Genomic DNA, 13,967 nt, shown 5'->3' with positions numbered 1-13,967 from the left:
TATATTCTTTAAAATAAGGTTTATTTTCGTTTAATTTAAACGATTAAAAATGTATAGGGTCTATTTAAAGCCCAAAATGAGAAATACGTTAAACAACATGATTTTTCTCCCGAATATTGAATTTAACAGCTGATTCAAATCACATTTTAAGCACCCTGCTTAAAATGATGGGTTCAATCAAGATATTATGGTTATCCTGCAACCAGTCAGTGGTTGTAAACAATCTTGTCAAAAGGCAACGTTACAAGATCAAATTGAGGCAAGTGAAAAGAAAATTGGGTTTGTCATTGTGATTATTTAAGCCATCGTGGCTAAATTTTGGCTCATTTTAAAGTTAAGCAGGGATTTTTGCAATTATTTATTCACCACCAACATAGGATTTTGTCAGTTTTCATCAACGACCCAACGAAAAAAATCCCGCCGAAGCGGGATTTTGATTGTCTGTTTCAGTTTATTTTGCTTTATCGATAAATAGCTGGGTACTGTATTCAGCCGTTGCTAATTTATTAATTTTCTTTTGACCTGTCTGACCAGCCAAACCTTGGGCATATTTGAGGAAAGCCTCCGCATAGTCTAAGCCAACATTCACACGGCGCTCACCAGTAATGGTTTTCAGGGTAGTATAGTAGTCACCACCATTGGCAAGAAAATCAATCGTGATCGCTTTGTAAGTCTTATTGAGATCTAGATTTTCATATTGCCCAGATGCATTACGTACTTGTATTTGGTTAAGACGCTGGCCTTTGTCTTTGGTAAAGTCAACATTCCAACGCATACCACCAGTATATGGATAGCTACCCGTATTATTCTGGGCAATCACACCATCTATTGCATCCTCTAAGGTGGCTTTAACTTCAGCACCCGTCAGGTCTAAACGCAACAATGTATTCTTGAACGGTAAGACATTATAAATTTTACCAACCGTCACATCCCCTAAAGCAACATCTTCACGGACACCACCACCATTTTGGAATGAGATATCAGCGCCAAAGAAGGTCTTTCCTTGTTGTAAAAACGCTTCAGCAATAATTTGTTGAATATCTCCACCATGTTGATCGACATGGGTATTCTTATTACAGATATCGCCGAGTGTTGAACGATTTACATCCCGTTGTGTACCAGGGACTCGACGTGAACAGAGATTATCTGTGGCTTGACCTACGATTTCCTGAGCAAATTTTTTCTTTTGTTCCTGATACGGTTTTAAAACATCCAAAGTCTTTTGTAGTGGCATTACAACAGTAAATGGGGCCTGATCTGTTTTAAATTGCGTCAGAATTGCTTGTTTTTCAGTTTCGGTGACTGCTTTTGCGTCTTTGGCGGTACGGGTAAAGTTATTCCCAATGAGTACATGTGGTGTTCCACTACAGCTTTCGACATTCCCGTTTTTGTCAAACTTCACATTTAAATCGCCCACGATATAACTGTACTGCCAAGCTTGCGCGACGCAGACCAATTGACCATCTTTGTTTCTCAGCTGTGTTGGATAAGCACCTTCAGGTGTCATGCCATATTTTTTAAGACTGTCAGGGCCCAACAAGGTATGTGAATCACCCCCAATAATCACATCAACATCGGTAAGTGATTTTGCCAGCTGTTGGTCTAAGTCATATCCCACATGGGTTTGAAGAATAATATTTTTAATACCTTGTGCTTTATATTGATTTATTTCTTTTTGTGCTGTTTCAATTTCATCTGCAAACAATGTATCAGCATTTGGTTGAGAAGAGTTTTTGGTTTTCTTAGCAACCGTTAAACCAATGATTGCAAATTTAACCCCCTCTTTTTCAAACACTTGTGACTTCAAAATGCGATTGGTTTTATACAACGGTGAAGATGCACCAAAACTGACATTGGCCGTTAAAATTTGGGTTTTGTCTTTACAAGAACTTTGATCCAAGAAACCAATAAATTTCTTTAATCCATCATCTTTAGAATCAAACTCATGGTTACCAGGCGTAAATGTATCAAAACAAACGGTGTTCATTGCATCTGCGTCTGCTTTACCATCCGTTAAGTTATAGTACAAATCGCCAGTGATCGCATCACCAGCATGTATTTTTAAAGCATTTTTCTTTTCTACTGCAAGTTGGTTAATTAAGCTTGCAACACGTGCAAATCCACCACTTGCAACACTAAACTCTTCATCTCCTGTCCCCACATTGCTTTTAAATTTAATGCTTTCTTCATCTAAATGTGAATGATGGTCATTAATATGCAAGATATTAAGTTCTAAAGCTTTTGCCTCTACTGGTTTTTCAGTATTTGAATGATCATTATCATCATTACAAGCAACCAACAGCGTAGACAGTACACTCAGCAAAATGATTTGCTTTTTATTATTAATCAACATGATATTTCCAACAAGCAATAAATATTTATGGCCTAGTATGTTGATCATTTGTTTAATTTTGATGAATAATTAAACATTATTGCTCAGCAACAAGGTTTCATCAGAGCTTGAATATTCAAATTGTTTTGTGAACACCGACAAACACAGCATACCGATACTTTTACCAACAGCTCATTTTATGATTTTTTCTTTAATGTATTTTTTAAATATTGAAGTTTCAAAAAGTTGTATTCAAATTCAGTTGTTTAAAAAATAAAAAACCAATCAAATTTGATTGGTTTTTATAACAAGTTAAACCTTAATCTGCTTGATAAAAAGGTTTATCACCCATCAAAGTGGCTCGATTCATAACACGGTGCTGAGGACGGTAATCATCAACAGCATAGTGGAAGGTACAACGATTATCCCAAAATGCCACATCATTGGCCTGCCATGACCAACGCACTACAAACTCTGGTTTCTGAATATGTTCAAACAACATTTTCAAGACAGCATCGCTTTCTTTGGCTTCGAGTTCATTAATTCGTGTGGTAAAACCCTCACTCACAAATAAAGCTTTACGACCTGTGACAGGATGAGTACGAATCACAGGATGGCTAATCGGAGGATGTTTTTTCTTAGCCTGTTCTAGCTTTTCTAATTCAGCAGGATCACCACCAAAACGATCTACTGGAAATGAACGCGCAATATCATGTGTTGCAGTTAAACCAGACAACATCGCTTGCATCGGTTTGGATAATGCTTCAAACGCCGCTGTTCCACTTGACCAAAGCGTATCTCCACCCCATGCAGGGACTTTTTTTGCACTTAAAATTGCGCCCATTGCTGGTGTTTCAAGAAAAGTCACATCGGTATGCCACAGTGCATTATCCCGTAAATCATTTAATTCCGTATCTAAAACCATGATTTCTGGTTGTTCTGGAATATTGGGGTAAATTGGGTGGATGTGTAACTGACCAAATTGACGCGCCAAAGCTGCATGTTGCTGTGCAGTCATCGGCTGATTTCTGAAAAAGATCACCTGATGTTTCAATAAAGCTGCTTCAATCAAAGCCTTTTGTTCAGGTGTTAAAGGCTGATTGAAATTCACACCTTCAATCAGCGCACCAATCGTTGGATTTAATGGGGTAACTTTAAAAATATTTGAAACAACAGCGTTCATTTCTTCCTCGATCATCTCACGATGTATTAAAGGCAATGCATCATTAAAACGTTAAAACTAAATATGGCGATATGCTATCGAAAAATGTAGCGAAAAATAACTTACTGAGATTGCTTATCCCAAGGGACTAATTTCTTTTGCAAACGACGTAAACCAATTTCCAGAATAAAGGCAATCACAGCGATAATTAAAATCCCGACAATCACAACATCCGTAGCCAAAAGCTGTGAAGATGATTGCACCATAAAGCCTAAACCTTCTGAGGCGCCAACCAACTCTGCTGCCACCAAAGTCGACCATCCCACCCCAAGACCAATACGGATACCGGTTAAAATGCTCGGTAAAGAACTTGGTAAAACCACATGTTTAATAATTTGCATTGGGCTTGCACCCAAAGACTGTGCAGCACGAATTTTGGCTTGGTCGACTGAACGGACACCAGTTGCTGTTGCGATAACAATCGGTGCAAAAATTGCCAGATAAATCAGTAGCACCTTGGACAATTCACCAATACCACACCAAATTACAATCAAGGGTAAATACGCCAACGGCGGAATCGGACGATAAAACTCAATGATGGGATCTAAAATACCCCGCACAATTTTATTGCGACCAATCGCTATCCCCACTGGAATCGCAGTGATAACCGCAGCAATCAACGCTGTACCAATACGCCCCAAACTTGCACCAATATGACTCCACAAGCTAATACTCATATAGCCATTGCTGAACAAATCATTGAAACGCTGCAACACGGCGGTTGGTGATGGTAAGAATAAAGCATCAATCCAGCCTAAAGTGGTGACCAGCCACCAAATTGCAATCAAAGTAATGATCGTGATACTACTGATCAAAGTAATATTGACTTCACGTGGAACCTTCACCTCCACAGTCTGAGATTCAACTGTACGAGGGATCAATTTAGGGTCTAATTGTGCTGTCATTACTCCACCTTTTCCACTTGAGCTTGGTCGCTCTGAGCAACATGGTATTGATCCTGATTATTTTGAATGAATACACAACTCAACACATGCTCTCGCATTTCAATAAACTTGGGATCTGATTTAATACTTCGTGCTGGCTCGCCATTGGCATAGCGTTTAGCAAAATCCAACTCCAGCTTTTCCACAATTCGCCCAGGATTTGGTGCAAGAATAATCAGATCTGTTGCCAGAAAAACAGCTTCTTCAATGTCATGGGTAATTAAGAAAGTAGGTTTGGACGTACTCTTCCAAACATCTAATAATAAGCACTGCATTTGTTCACGAATAAACGCATCCAAAGCACCAAAAGGCTCATCCATCAATAATATTTTAGGGTCAGAAGCCAAAGCACGTGCTAAACCGACCCGTTGACGCTGCCCGCCTGAAAGTTCCCAGATATGGCGTTGACCAAAGCCTTCTAAATTCACCAATTTAAGTAATGCTTGTGCACGGGTTTGACGTGTTTTTTTATCAACCCCTGCAAGCTCTAAACCAAAAGCAATATTGTCTTCTACATTTTGCCAAGGCAATAAAACATCATCTTGGAACACCACACCACGGTCTCGGCTAGGTGCAACGATTGCTTCACCATCCAGTTTTAAAGTGCCAGCTTGTGGCTGAGTAAATCCAGCAATCAGATTTAATAAGGTTGTTTTACCACTGCCTGAAGCACCTAATGCAACCATCAGTTGCTCAGAGCCCAGCTGAAATGAAACATCTTTCAGTACCGGTTGTTCAGCACCCGGATACTGTGCTTGTACATGTTCTACAGTCAATACAGCCATGATGAATACTTCCGATCTCTATTTCGATGTTTGAATAAAACGCGTGTTAATAAACTGTTGATAATTTGGAGAAACCTTTCTCACCAGACCTTGTGCTTTTAAAAAGTTCACTGAGTTGACAATATTTTGTGTGGTCCGCCCACCAAGGTATTGAGTGCTTAATTGCGCCTGACGATCTGGATAGGCGGCGCCAGCAAGAAGCGCTGGCACATCTTGAGCATCTACGCCGGTAATTTTGGCAATTTTTTGCACTTCAGCCGAGTTGGCAGTCCAACGACTTTTATTCTGGTTATAAGATTGGTAATAGTTCAGTGTTACTGTTGAAAACTTTGCTAAGACATCAGGATGCTTCTGTACAAAATCTTTACGTGCTACCCAAACTTCAAATGTAGGCGAACCCCATTGCCCAACCTGCCCTGCATCTGTGATGACCTTGCCGGTTTTCTTAATATTGGCAAGTGCAGGTGACCAGACAAAAGCTGCATCTATATCGCCTCTGCGCCATGCTGCATTAATTTCAGCTGGTTTTAGGTTCAACAACCGTATTTGATTGGTTTTAATATTCCAATGCTGCAAAGCCCCCAATAAACTGTAATGGGAAGTCGAAGCAAATGGCGTGGCCACCTTTTTCCCAATCAAGTCCTGAGGACTATTAATTCCTGAGCCATTTCTCACCACTAAGGCTTCCGCACTTTTCAGATCGGTAGAAATTAAAAACACCTCTATGGGCAAATTATTGGCAACAGCTGCCCCTAACGGACTTGAGCCAATCAGTGCGATATCTACAGAACCAGAAGCCAATGCAGTTAAAACCTCTGCACCACTATTAAATAAGCGCCAATCCAGTTTTTCCCCAATCACTTTGTCATACACACCATCAGCCTGTGCAACTTTGGCAGGTTCTATGTTGGTTTGATAACCAATGACGATAGGGCGAGCATTTGCCAAACCACTATAGCTATATAAGCTTATAGCTGAGCAAAGCAAAATCAGTTGCTGAAATTTCATGATCAATGTATGGACTAGAATAAATAAAAAGAGATGGGAATCAGCCTCATGGTACGGTTTTTTTGTATATTATTAAAAATACGTTTTTTAGATTTACTTATATGTTTTATTGATTAACAAAACTTGAAATCTATTTTATTTTTCTAGATCGATCAAAATTAACAAGATTTTAATTAAGCCACTAAACCCACACCAACAACCATAACAACATCACAATAATATTTTATTAAGATAAATAAATCACATTAAGTAAGCTATTCAATGGTTTATTCATCGGAAATAGAGTAAAAACTCTATTTTTATTCAAATAAAATTACTATATTTAGTATAAATAAAACGCGTTTTAAGTATAAGGATATAACATGAAAAAGGAATTTCTTGCCCTTACTACAATCGTATTATTAGGAATATCAAGTACCTCTCAAGCAAAACAAGAAATCTGTGTTTTTGATTTATTAGGGAAAGCTGGTGAATCCTATAAAATGATGGAAGAGTGGGCACTCGCTGCAAAAACATGGAATACCGATGTCCAGCTCATTGCTTACCAAAATGAAGAGCTTGCTGATAAAGATTTTAAAAATGGCAAATGTGATGCTGCCTATATCACCACAATGCGTGCACGCCAATACAATAAATTCGCAGGATCTATTGATGCGTTGGGTGGTGTTCCAACCAATGCCATTGCGCTCAAAGCGATTACCTTTGTCTTGGATAAACGTAATGTAAAACGCTTAAAAACCAAGATAGACAATGAAGAAATAGAAATTGGTGGAATCGGTCAAATTGGCCCTGCCTATATCTTTGTGAATGATCGAGCCATCAATACCATTGAAAAAGGTAAAGGTAAAAAATTTGCGGTATTGGCGTATGACAAAGCACAGATTGCAATGGTTGAACGTGTTGGAGCAATTCCTGTTCCATCCGATATTTCCAATTTTATTAAGAAGTTTAATACAGGTGAAGTACCAATGGTGGGGGCACCAGCCTATGCATTTAAACCTTTAGAAATGGAAAAAGGGCTTGGCTCTAAAGGTGCATTGATCAATTTTCCAGTGCTTAATGTTACTGCTGATCTGGTGTTTAGATCTCAAAAATTCCCAGCTACTTTTGGCAATGATTCTAGAACCTGGTTTATCAAGCAACTTCCGCGTCAATTCAGTATGGTCAAACGTTTAGAAGAAGGCATTCCTGCTAAATATCGTTTGAATTTAAGTAAAGTAGATACTGAAAAATATCAAAAGCTGTTACGAGATGGACGTATGGATTTAACCCGACAAGGTATTTACGATCCGACCATGATGTCAGTGCTTAAACGGGCACGTTGTACTGTAGATCGAACCAATTTTGAATGTTCTTTGGCGGGTGAATAACATCTCTTCAAAAGTTATTGATAAAAAATCAGGCAATGGAGGCATCCATAAATTGCCTGATTTTTTATTTTAAAACTTATTGAGCTGAAGGTTGTTCAACTAAACTTGGGTCATTGGTTGCTTGAGCAGGTTGTGATTGCTGAATCGTCGCATCGCCCTCAACAGCAGTACCTTGTTGAGTCGGATCTACCGTCGAAGTTTGTGCCGATTGTTGTTGATCTGCAGAACTCATTGGTGCTGATTGGGTCGTTTCAGGTGCTTGTGTTGTTTCACTTGATGTACACGCCGTACTCATGACCGCAACACCAGCCAATAGCATAAAAATAAGACCTGATTTTTTCATCATAAATTCCTTTATCACTCTATCAAAAAACGGCAACACAGGACTGCGTTGTCGTGCTGACTATGATTGCTATTTTTTCTGCAAACTTCGTTGAAGCTTGGTTAGACTTTTAAGGTATTGCCGTATAAGTTATGCAAAGTTTATTAAATCAATGATTTAGATTGACCTATTTTATTTTTCATTATACTTGTTTCATTTCGCTGGATTTTTTGATGGGATTGAATGCGATTAGGCAAAAGTCTATCTAATAAAAGATATACTTTTACCATAAAAGTTTCGCATTACTTACATTGTTAATGGTTTTTACAAGACAAAAAAAAGCTTACCCAAGAAGATTGGATAAGCGATGAAAACATTGTTCAAACTAAAAAAAGAAACTACAGCCATAGAATCTATGAAGCATGATAATTAAATTATTGCTTTTTCGCAAAGCCTTATTTTCAATAAGTTTAATCGGTTTTACATGTGAGTTAAGTATTTTGATCTATTCATTCAATTTTAATTTTTGAATTTACTCATCATTTTTAACCAATAACCGCATCAATTCCTCATAAATTTAAATTTTTAATCTAAAAAAATAATCATTGATTTGATGATTATTCCAACAAAAATATCTTTAAATTTTAAGATTTCTCTCTTAGATCCGCTTTTTTCACTGAATTTCATTAAATAATGTCTAAAACTGCTTGAATTTTAGCGGCTCGCCCACATTTCTTATTCATTAATGAATTAAACGATCATGGCAGTTCAAAAATGAACACAGTGCAAAACTGCTGCCGATAAGGACTGTACATGTTTAAGAACCCATTTAAACGGAGTAAATCAATGGCAACTGAGCAGAATCAAGAAGCCCAAGATATTCAAAACGAGCAAGCCGAACAGCAAACTCAGGCTGAAAATGAACAGGTTGAAGTTACCGTTGAAGCTTTACAGGCTCAAATCAGTCATCTTGAAGAGAGCTTAAAACTCGAAAAAGCACGTACTGCAAATGCAGTTTATGAAGCACAAAAAAGTGTAGAACGTATTCAACGTGATGCTGAAAAGCATAAAGACATTGTGTTAGAAAAGTTTGCCAAAGAATTATTAAATTCTGTCGACAACCTTGAACGTGCAATTCTTGCAGGTGGTGATGAAGAAACACCTGTACTCGAAGGCGTAAAACTGACTTTGAAATCACTTCTCACCACTTTAGAAAAATTCGGTGTTGTTGAAGCAGACACAACCAATGGTTTTAACGCTGACTTACATCAAGCTGTAGGGATCGACCCAAATGCACAAGCCAACCAAATTGGCACAGTTTTGCAAAAAGGCTACACCTTAAATGGTCGACTACTTCGCCCTGCAATGGTGATGGTTGGTCAATAAGCGTAATAAATAGGAGCTTTTTAAAAATATTTTCATGAATTTTCACAAATCATGACTTGAAAATTTTTGAATGGCTCTCATATCGGATAACAAGAAAATCCCTTTTAACTCCCCTTTGCAAAAAGAGGAAACCAGGGATTCAAAAGAATTTAGAGGAATTTGATTTATGGCTAAAATTATTGGTATTGACTTAGGTACAACGAATTCATGTGTTGCTGTACTTGAAGGCGATAAAGTTAAAGTGATTGAAAATGCTGAAGGTACCCGTACAACACCTTCTATCGTTGCATATAAAGATGGCGAAATTCTTGTGGGTCAATCTGCTAAACGTCAAGCAGTGACCAACCCTAAGAATACATTATTCGCAATCAAGCGTTTAATTGGTCGTAAGTATCAAGACCAAGCAGTACAAAAAGATATCGGTATTGCACCATTCAAAATCATCAAAGCTGATAATGGTGATGCTTGGGTTGAAGTAAACGACAAAAAACTTGCGCCGCAACAGATCTCTGCAGAAATTTTGAAAAAAATGAAAAAAACTGCGGAAGATTATTTAGGTGAAACAGTAACAGAAGCTGTTATTACAGTTCCTGCTTACTTCAATGATGCACAACGTCAAGCAACAAAAGATGCTGGTCGAATTGCTGGTCTAGAAGTTAAACGTATCATTAACGAACCAACTGCTGCTGCACTTGCGTTCGGTATGGACAAAAAAGAAGGCGACCGTAAAGTTGCTGTATATGACTTAGGTGGTGGTACATTTGACGTATCAATCATTGAAATCGCTGACTTAGATGGCGACCAACAAATCGAAGTATTGTCAACCAATGGTGATACATTCCTTGGTGGTGAAGACTTTGATAATGCATTGATCGACTATTTGGTTGAAGAGTTCAAGAAAGAGCAAAACTTCAACTTGAAACAAGATCCACTTGCATTACAACGTTTAAAAGAAGCAGCTGAAAAAGCTAAAATTGAGCTTTCTTCATCTAATTCGACTGAAATTAACTTGCCATACATCACTGCGGATGCAACTGGTCCTAAACACTTAGTGATGAATGTAACACGTGCCAAACTAGAAGGTTTAGTTGCTGATTTAGTTGCGCGTACAATTGAGCCTTGCCGTATCGCACTTAAAGATGCAGGTCTTTCGACTTCTGACATCTCTGACGTGATCTTGGTTGGTGGTCAATCACGTATGCCAATGGTTCAACAGAAAGTACAAGAGTTCTTTGGTAAAGAACCTCGTAAAGATGTGAACCCGGATGAAGCTGTTGCAATTGGTGCTGCAATTCAAGGTGCGGTATTGTCTGGTGACAAAACTGACGTACTTTTACTTGACGTAACACCATTAACACTTGGTATCGAAACCATGGGTGGCGTATTAACTGCAATTATTGAGAAAAACACCACGATTCCTGCGAAGAAATCTCAAGTGTTTTCTACAGCAGCAGATAACCAACCAGCGGTAGATATTTCAGTTTACCAAGGTGAGCGTAAAATGGCTCAACAAAACAAATTGTTGGGTAACTTCCAATTAGGCGACATTCCACCTGCGCCACGTGGTGTGCCACAAATTGAAGTATCGTTCGACATCAATGCTGATGGTATTTTAAAAGTATCAGCAAAAGACAAGAGCACTGGTAAAGAACAATCGATCCAGATCAAAGCAAACTCTGGTTTGTCTGATGCTGAAATCGAAGCAATGATCAAAGATGCTGAAGCAAATGCTGAAGAAGATCGTAAGTTTGAAGAGCTTGCAAAAGCACGTAACGAAGCTGATGCTTTAGTTGCTTCTGCAAACAAAGCTGTGAAAGATCTTGGCGAACAAGTCACTGCTGATGAAAAAACTGCAATTGAAGCAGCAGTTTCTGAGTTAGAAGTGACTGCAAAAGAAAATGATGTTGATGCAATTAAAGCTAAAACTGAAGCTTTACAAAACATCATTATGCCGATCACTCAACGTGCTTATGAAGCAGCTCAAGGCGGCGCTGAAGGCTTCGATCCTAACCAATTCGGTGGTGATGCAGGCCAACAACAGCAAAAAGCTGATGATGGCGTTGTAGATGCTGAATTCACTGAAGTTAAAGATGACAAAAAATAATTTGTCACTTTAATCTTAAAAAACCGCTCAAGAGATTGAGCGGTTTTTTTATATGATCTATTTTTATCCGTAAAGCTATGGAGTCACTTTTGTTTATCTCTGATATCTCTAAAAAAACTGGACTCTCTATCCATACCTTGCGTTATTATGAACAAATAGGCTTGCTGAAAAATATCCATCGTAATCAATCTGGGCGACGTGTATATACCAAACTTGATCTGGAATGGCTTGAATGGGTAAAACGCTTAAAATCAACAGGCATGCCTCTAGAAAAAATGCAAGATTTTGCCCAATTTCGACTACAAGGAGAGCAAACCTTAAAACAAAGACAAGCTCTTCTTATAGCCCATTCCGTTCAATTAAAACAAGAAATTCAAAGACTCAAGCAAGAACAAAGTATTGTGGACTATAAAATTGAAGTATATGCACAAAAAATGCTTGAGCTAGAGTGAACTCGAGCAGTTAATATTTTTGACTCACAATTTGAGTTAGGAGTAGGCAATGTTAAGTTCAGGTTTTTACATCACCGCAGAATTAAAAATTAAAGATAAAGACAGAATCTTAGAAACCCGTGAAGCCCTACAAGCATTATGTAAGCTCACTCTTCAACAAGAACCGGGATGTAGCTTATTTCAAATGCATCAATGCCAACAAGAGCCAACTCGTTTACTACTTTGGGAACGCTTCGACTCGGAACAGGCTTACCATGCCCATTTTAAACAGCCCTATACACAACACTACCTTTCCAAAGATTTAACCGAAGTGGTGCAACATTTCGTCAGTGATATTGTGCTATAAAAAAGCTCGAAAAATCACTCAAGTCATTGAGTGGTTTTTCTTATTGATCAATTGCCAATCTTCACTAAATCTTTTATCTTAATTATCACAATAATAATGAGTCAAATGATGAAAAACTCTCCTGCTGTATCCAATACTGTGTATTACAGCTTGATCATAGCGCAATTTATATTGCCTATCATTGCAGCAGTCATCGATATATACAGTACTGAACCCGAGTTAGAACTTCTGGATAAAACACTTTACCAAGACCCGCAAGCTTGGGAATTGGGAGTGATGTCGATTGCAGGTTTAATCATCCTCATCATCACTTTTGGTTTATGTTTAAAAAAAGAATGGGCAAGAAAAGCTTATCTCTATACATTTTTCCCAATATTTCTGATTTATTTTATGCCCTTTATGCACTGGATTTACATGACCAGTTATGCAGCTATTTTTAACGATCTGGCCTTTGTTTGTTCTGGAATTCTATTGATGATTTTAGTGACTCCATCACTATATCGACCTATTTTTGAACATGATTAATCATGTATAAAACGCTTGCCATCAGCATTGGCTTATATCTCTTTTTAGAGATTCTATGTCATGGTTTTGCATTTTTTGCAGGGAAAATCGTGAGTAAAGCGGATAAACAAAAGCTCAATCATCCTCTGCACCTTGAATTTACACGGCAAACTTTTTATCGCACCATGTTACTGGTCAGCATTGTATTGATGAGCCATTTCTATACTGAAATTGCCTATTTTGAACAGAATGTTTGGATTCGTTTGACATTGAGTATCAGCATTATTTTACTCATTCTGTTTATACTCTGGTGGCTAAATGCTTTTATTCTGCGCCAAGTGGTTTTAAAGCAACAACAACAATCTGTCACTCCGGTATTTAAACAGAAAATCAGCTATATCATGTTGCATCCTTTACAATTCAAAGCTTTATATATCAGCCCTGAATATTTAAAAAGATCTGTTTGGATGAATCGATTACTCAGTGTTTTTGCTTTTATTCTCTTATTTATTGATATCCAAGTCCTGTTTAACGTTTAAATCAACTGATTATGTGAATGAACCTTCCATCGCGATGCCCAAACTCAGCGTTATGATGGTAAATAATCCTTTCATCAACAAAAATAATCCTGCAAATATGCAAATGATCATGATGATTCTTTGCTTTTTGCTCAGGCTTTCACGTATCTGTAAATTGTATAGACTGTCAGGTTGTTTTTGAATGGATAAATGATCGGTGATCGCCTGAGAAATTTTATCTTCGATAGGATTTAATGACGAACCGTCGAGTACCTCTAAATAATAGTGTCCAACATCCAACTCACAATAAAACATTAGCATTGAAGCACGAGAAAAACCATTTTTACTTGCTCTTGCAATACTTGGTGATAGCTTCACAATCTGCTGAAGATCTGTGTTGGTGATTTGTGGATGAATCAATAGCATAGGTGCAAGTTTAAATAATGGACCCTCTTGCCAAATTGCATAGCCACCCTTTTTGCTGATTTTAAAATTTTTAATTTTTTGATTTAAGGCTAAGTCCAGCACTAAACGTGATCGAAATATAAGAAATAGACTGTAGAAAGCCCTTATCAAAAAAGCGATACCAAGGATTAGAGAAATCCAGCCTAAAATCAGCGTTCCATTCATATTACTGCTTTCCACCTAAAGCTGACTGCTAAAAACATCATCAA

The 13,967-nt window shown here is 37.9% G+C and carries 14 protein-coding genes; 7 read left to right on the top strand and 7 right to left on the bottom strand.

Annotated features, from left to right (window positions below; translation table 11 throughout):
- Positions 1–451: 451 nt before the first annotated feature.
- The 5 genes from FHR28_RS13900 to tauA all read right to left on the bottom strand — a co-directional run bounded on the left by FHR28_RS13900 (position 452) and on the right by tauA (position 6,291).
- Positions 452–2,353: a 5'-nucleotidase C-terminal domain-containing protein gene (locus FHR28_RS13900; RefSeq protein ID WP_166782896.1), complete on the bottom strand. Its 1,902-nt coding sequence runs from the start codon at positions 2,351–2,353 to the stop codon at positions 452–454.
- Between the two features lie 298 nt (positions 2,354–2,651).
- Positions 2,652–3,515 carry a taurine dioxygenase gene (tauD, locus tag FHR28_RS13895; RefSeq protein WP_056515455.1) on the bottom strand — a complete coding sequence of 288 codons (864 nt, stop codon included), beginning with the start codon at positions 3,513–3,515 and terminating at the stop codon, positions 2,652–2,654.
- Between the two features lie 101 nt (positions 3,516–3,616).
- Positions 3,617–4,459: a taurine ABC transporter permease TauC gene (gene tauC, locus FHR28_RS13890; protein WP_056515459.1), complete on the bottom strand. Its 843-nt coding sequence runs from the start codon at positions 4,457–4,459 to the stop codon at positions 3,617–3,619.
- Positions 4,459–5,283 carry a taurine ABC transporter ATP-binding subunit gene (gene tauB / locus FHR28_RS13885; RefSeq protein ID WP_166782895.1) on the bottom strand — a complete coding sequence of 275 codons (825 nt, stop codon included), beginning with the start codon at positions 5,281–5,283 and terminating at the stop codon, positions 4,459–4,461. The genes tauC and tauB overlap by 1 nt, the downstream gene beginning before the upstream one ends.
- An 18-nt stretch (positions 5,284–5,301) precedes the next feature.
- Positions 5,302–6,291 (bottom strand): taurine ABC transporter substrate-binding protein, encoded by a 990-nt coding sequence (tauA, locus tag FHR28_RS13880; RefSeq protein WP_166782894.1) that lies wholly within the window; start codon positions 6,289–6,291, stop codon positions 5,302–5,304.
- 362 nt (positions 6,292–6,653) lie between these two features.
- On the opposite strand from tauA, the gene FHR28_RS13875 reads away from it, so the two are divergent.
- Positions 6,654–7,661: a putative solute-binding protein gene (locus FHR28_RS13875; RefSeq protein WP_004719019.1), complete on the top strand. Its 1,008-nt coding sequence runs from the start codon at positions 6,654–6,656 to the stop codon at positions 7,659–7,661.
- Between the two features lie 76 nt (positions 7,662–7,737).
- Here the strand turns inward: FHR28_RS13875 and FHR28_RS13870 are convergent, their stop codons facing one another.
- Positions 7,738–8,004, bottom strand: coding sequence for a hypothetical protein (locus FHR28_RS13870; protein ID WP_004719017.1), 267 nt, complete (start codon positions 8,002–8,004; stop codon positions 7,738–7,740).
- Positions 8,005–8,829: 825 nt separating this feature from the next.
- Here FHR28_RS13870 and grpE point away from each other — a divergent pair.
- The 6 genes from grpE to FHR28_RS13840 all read left to right on the top strand — a co-directional run bounded on the left by grpE (position 8,830) and on the right by FHR28_RS13840 (position 13,314).
- Positions 8,830–9,369 (top strand): nucleotide exchange factor GrpE, encoded by a 540-nt coding sequence (gene grpE / locus FHR28_RS13865; RefSeq protein ID WP_004719014.1) that lies wholly within the window; start codon positions 8,830–8,832, stop codon positions 9,367–9,369.
- A 166-nt stretch (positions 9,370–9,535) separates the two neighbouring features.
- Positions 9,536–11,473, top strand: coding sequence for a molecular chaperone DnaK (dnaK, locus tag FHR28_RS13860; RefSeq protein ID WP_166782893.1), 1,938 nt, complete (start codon positions 9,536–9,538; stop codon positions 11,471–11,473).
- Between the two features lie 89 nt (positions 11,474–11,562).
- Positions 11,563–11,925: a MerR family transcriptional regulator gene (locus FHR28_RS13855; protein WP_004719010.1), complete on the top strand. Its 363-nt coding sequence runs from the start codon at positions 11,563–11,565 to the stop codon at positions 11,923–11,925.
- Between the two features lie 49 nt (positions 11,926–11,974).
- A complete protein-coding gene (locus FHR28_RS13850; protein WP_004719007.1) occupies positions 11,975–12,271 on the top strand; it encodes a putative quinol monooxygenase in 297 nt (98 codons plus the stop codon).
- Positions 12,272–12,379: 108 nt separating this feature from the next.
- Positions 12,380–12,796, top strand: coding sequence for a hypothetical protein (locus FHR28_RS13845; protein ID WP_004719005.1), 417 nt, complete (start codon positions 12,380–12,382; stop codon positions 12,794–12,796).
- A gap of 2 nt (positions 12,797–12,798) precedes the next feature.
- On the top strand, positions 12,799–13,314 hold the full coding sequence (locus FHR28_RS13840; protein WP_056515474.1) for a hypothetical protein: 516 nt from the start codon (positions 12,799–12,801) through the stop codon (positions 13,312–13,314).
- Positions 13,315–13,323: 9 nt separating this feature from the next.
- Here FHR28_RS13840 and FHR28_RS13835 read toward each other — a convergent pair whose 3' ends face one another.
- Positions 13,324–13,923, bottom strand: coding sequence for a hypothetical protein (locus tag FHR28_RS13835; RefSeq protein WP_166782892.1), 600 nt, complete (start codon positions 13,921–13,923; stop codon positions 13,324–13,326).
- Between the last annotated feature and the right edge of the window lie 44 nt (positions 13,924–13,967).

The organism is Acinetobacter sp. BIGb0196 (genome assembly GCF_011759595.1).
GTDB classification, from domain to species: Bacteria; Pseudomonadota; Gammaproteobacteria; order Pseudomonadales; family Moraxellaceae; genus Acinetobacter; species Acinetobacter guillouiae.
This window is presented reverse-complemented; position numbering and strand designations above follow the sequence as displayed.

Bases quoted from the DNA above. Each gene is read 5' to 3' on its own strand.
- FHR28_RS13875 (WP_004719019.1), top strand. From the start codon at position 6,654: ATGAAAAAGGAATTTCTTGCCCTTACTACAATCGTATTATTAGGAATA.
- FHR28_RS13840 (WP_056515474.1), top strand. From the start codon at position 12,799: ATGTATAAAACGCTTGCCATCAGCATTGGCTTATATCTCTTTTTAGAG.
- FHR28_RS13870 (WP_004719017.1), bottom strand. From the start codon at position 8,004: ATGAAAAAATCAGGTCTTATTTTTATGCTATTGGCTGGTGTTGCGGTC.
- tauA (WP_166782894.1), bottom strand. From the start codon at position 6,291: ATGAAATTTCAGCAACTGATTTTGCTTTGCTCAGCTATAAGCTTATAT.
- FHR28_RS13845 (WP_004719005.1), top strand. From the start codon at position 12,380: ATGAAAAACTCTCCTGCTGTATCCAATACTGTGTATTACAGCTTGATC.
- dnaK (WP_166782893.1), top strand. From the start codon at position 9,536: ATGGCTAAAATTATTGGTATTGACTTAGGTACAACGAATTCATGTGTT.
- tauD (WP_056515455.1), bottom strand. From the start codon at position 3,515: ATGAACGCTGTTGTTTCAAATATTTTTAAAGTTACCCCATTAAATCCA.
- FHR28_RS13850 (WP_004719007.1), top strand. From the start codon at position 11,975: ATGTTAAGTTCAGGTTTTTACATCACCGCAGAATTAAAAATTAAAGAT.
- tauC (WP_056515459.1), bottom strand. From the start codon at position 4,459: ATGACAGCACAATTAGACCCTAAATTGATCCCTCGTACAGTTGAATCT.
- grpE (WP_004719014.1), top strand. From the start codon at position 8,830: ATGGCAACTGAGCAGAATCAAGAAGCCCAAGATATTCAAAACGAGCAA.
- FHR28_RS13835 (WP_166782892.1), bottom strand. From the start codon at position 13,923: ATGAATGGAACGCTGATTTTAGGCTGGATTTCTCTAATCCTTGGTATC.
- FHR28_RS13900 (WP_166782896.1), bottom strand. From the start codon at position 2,353: ATGTTGATTAATAATAAAAAGCAAATCATTTTGCTGAGTGTACTGTCT.
- tauB (WP_166782895.1), bottom strand. From the start codon at position 5,283: ATGGCTGTATTGACTGTAGAACATGTACAAGCACAGTATCCGGGTGCT.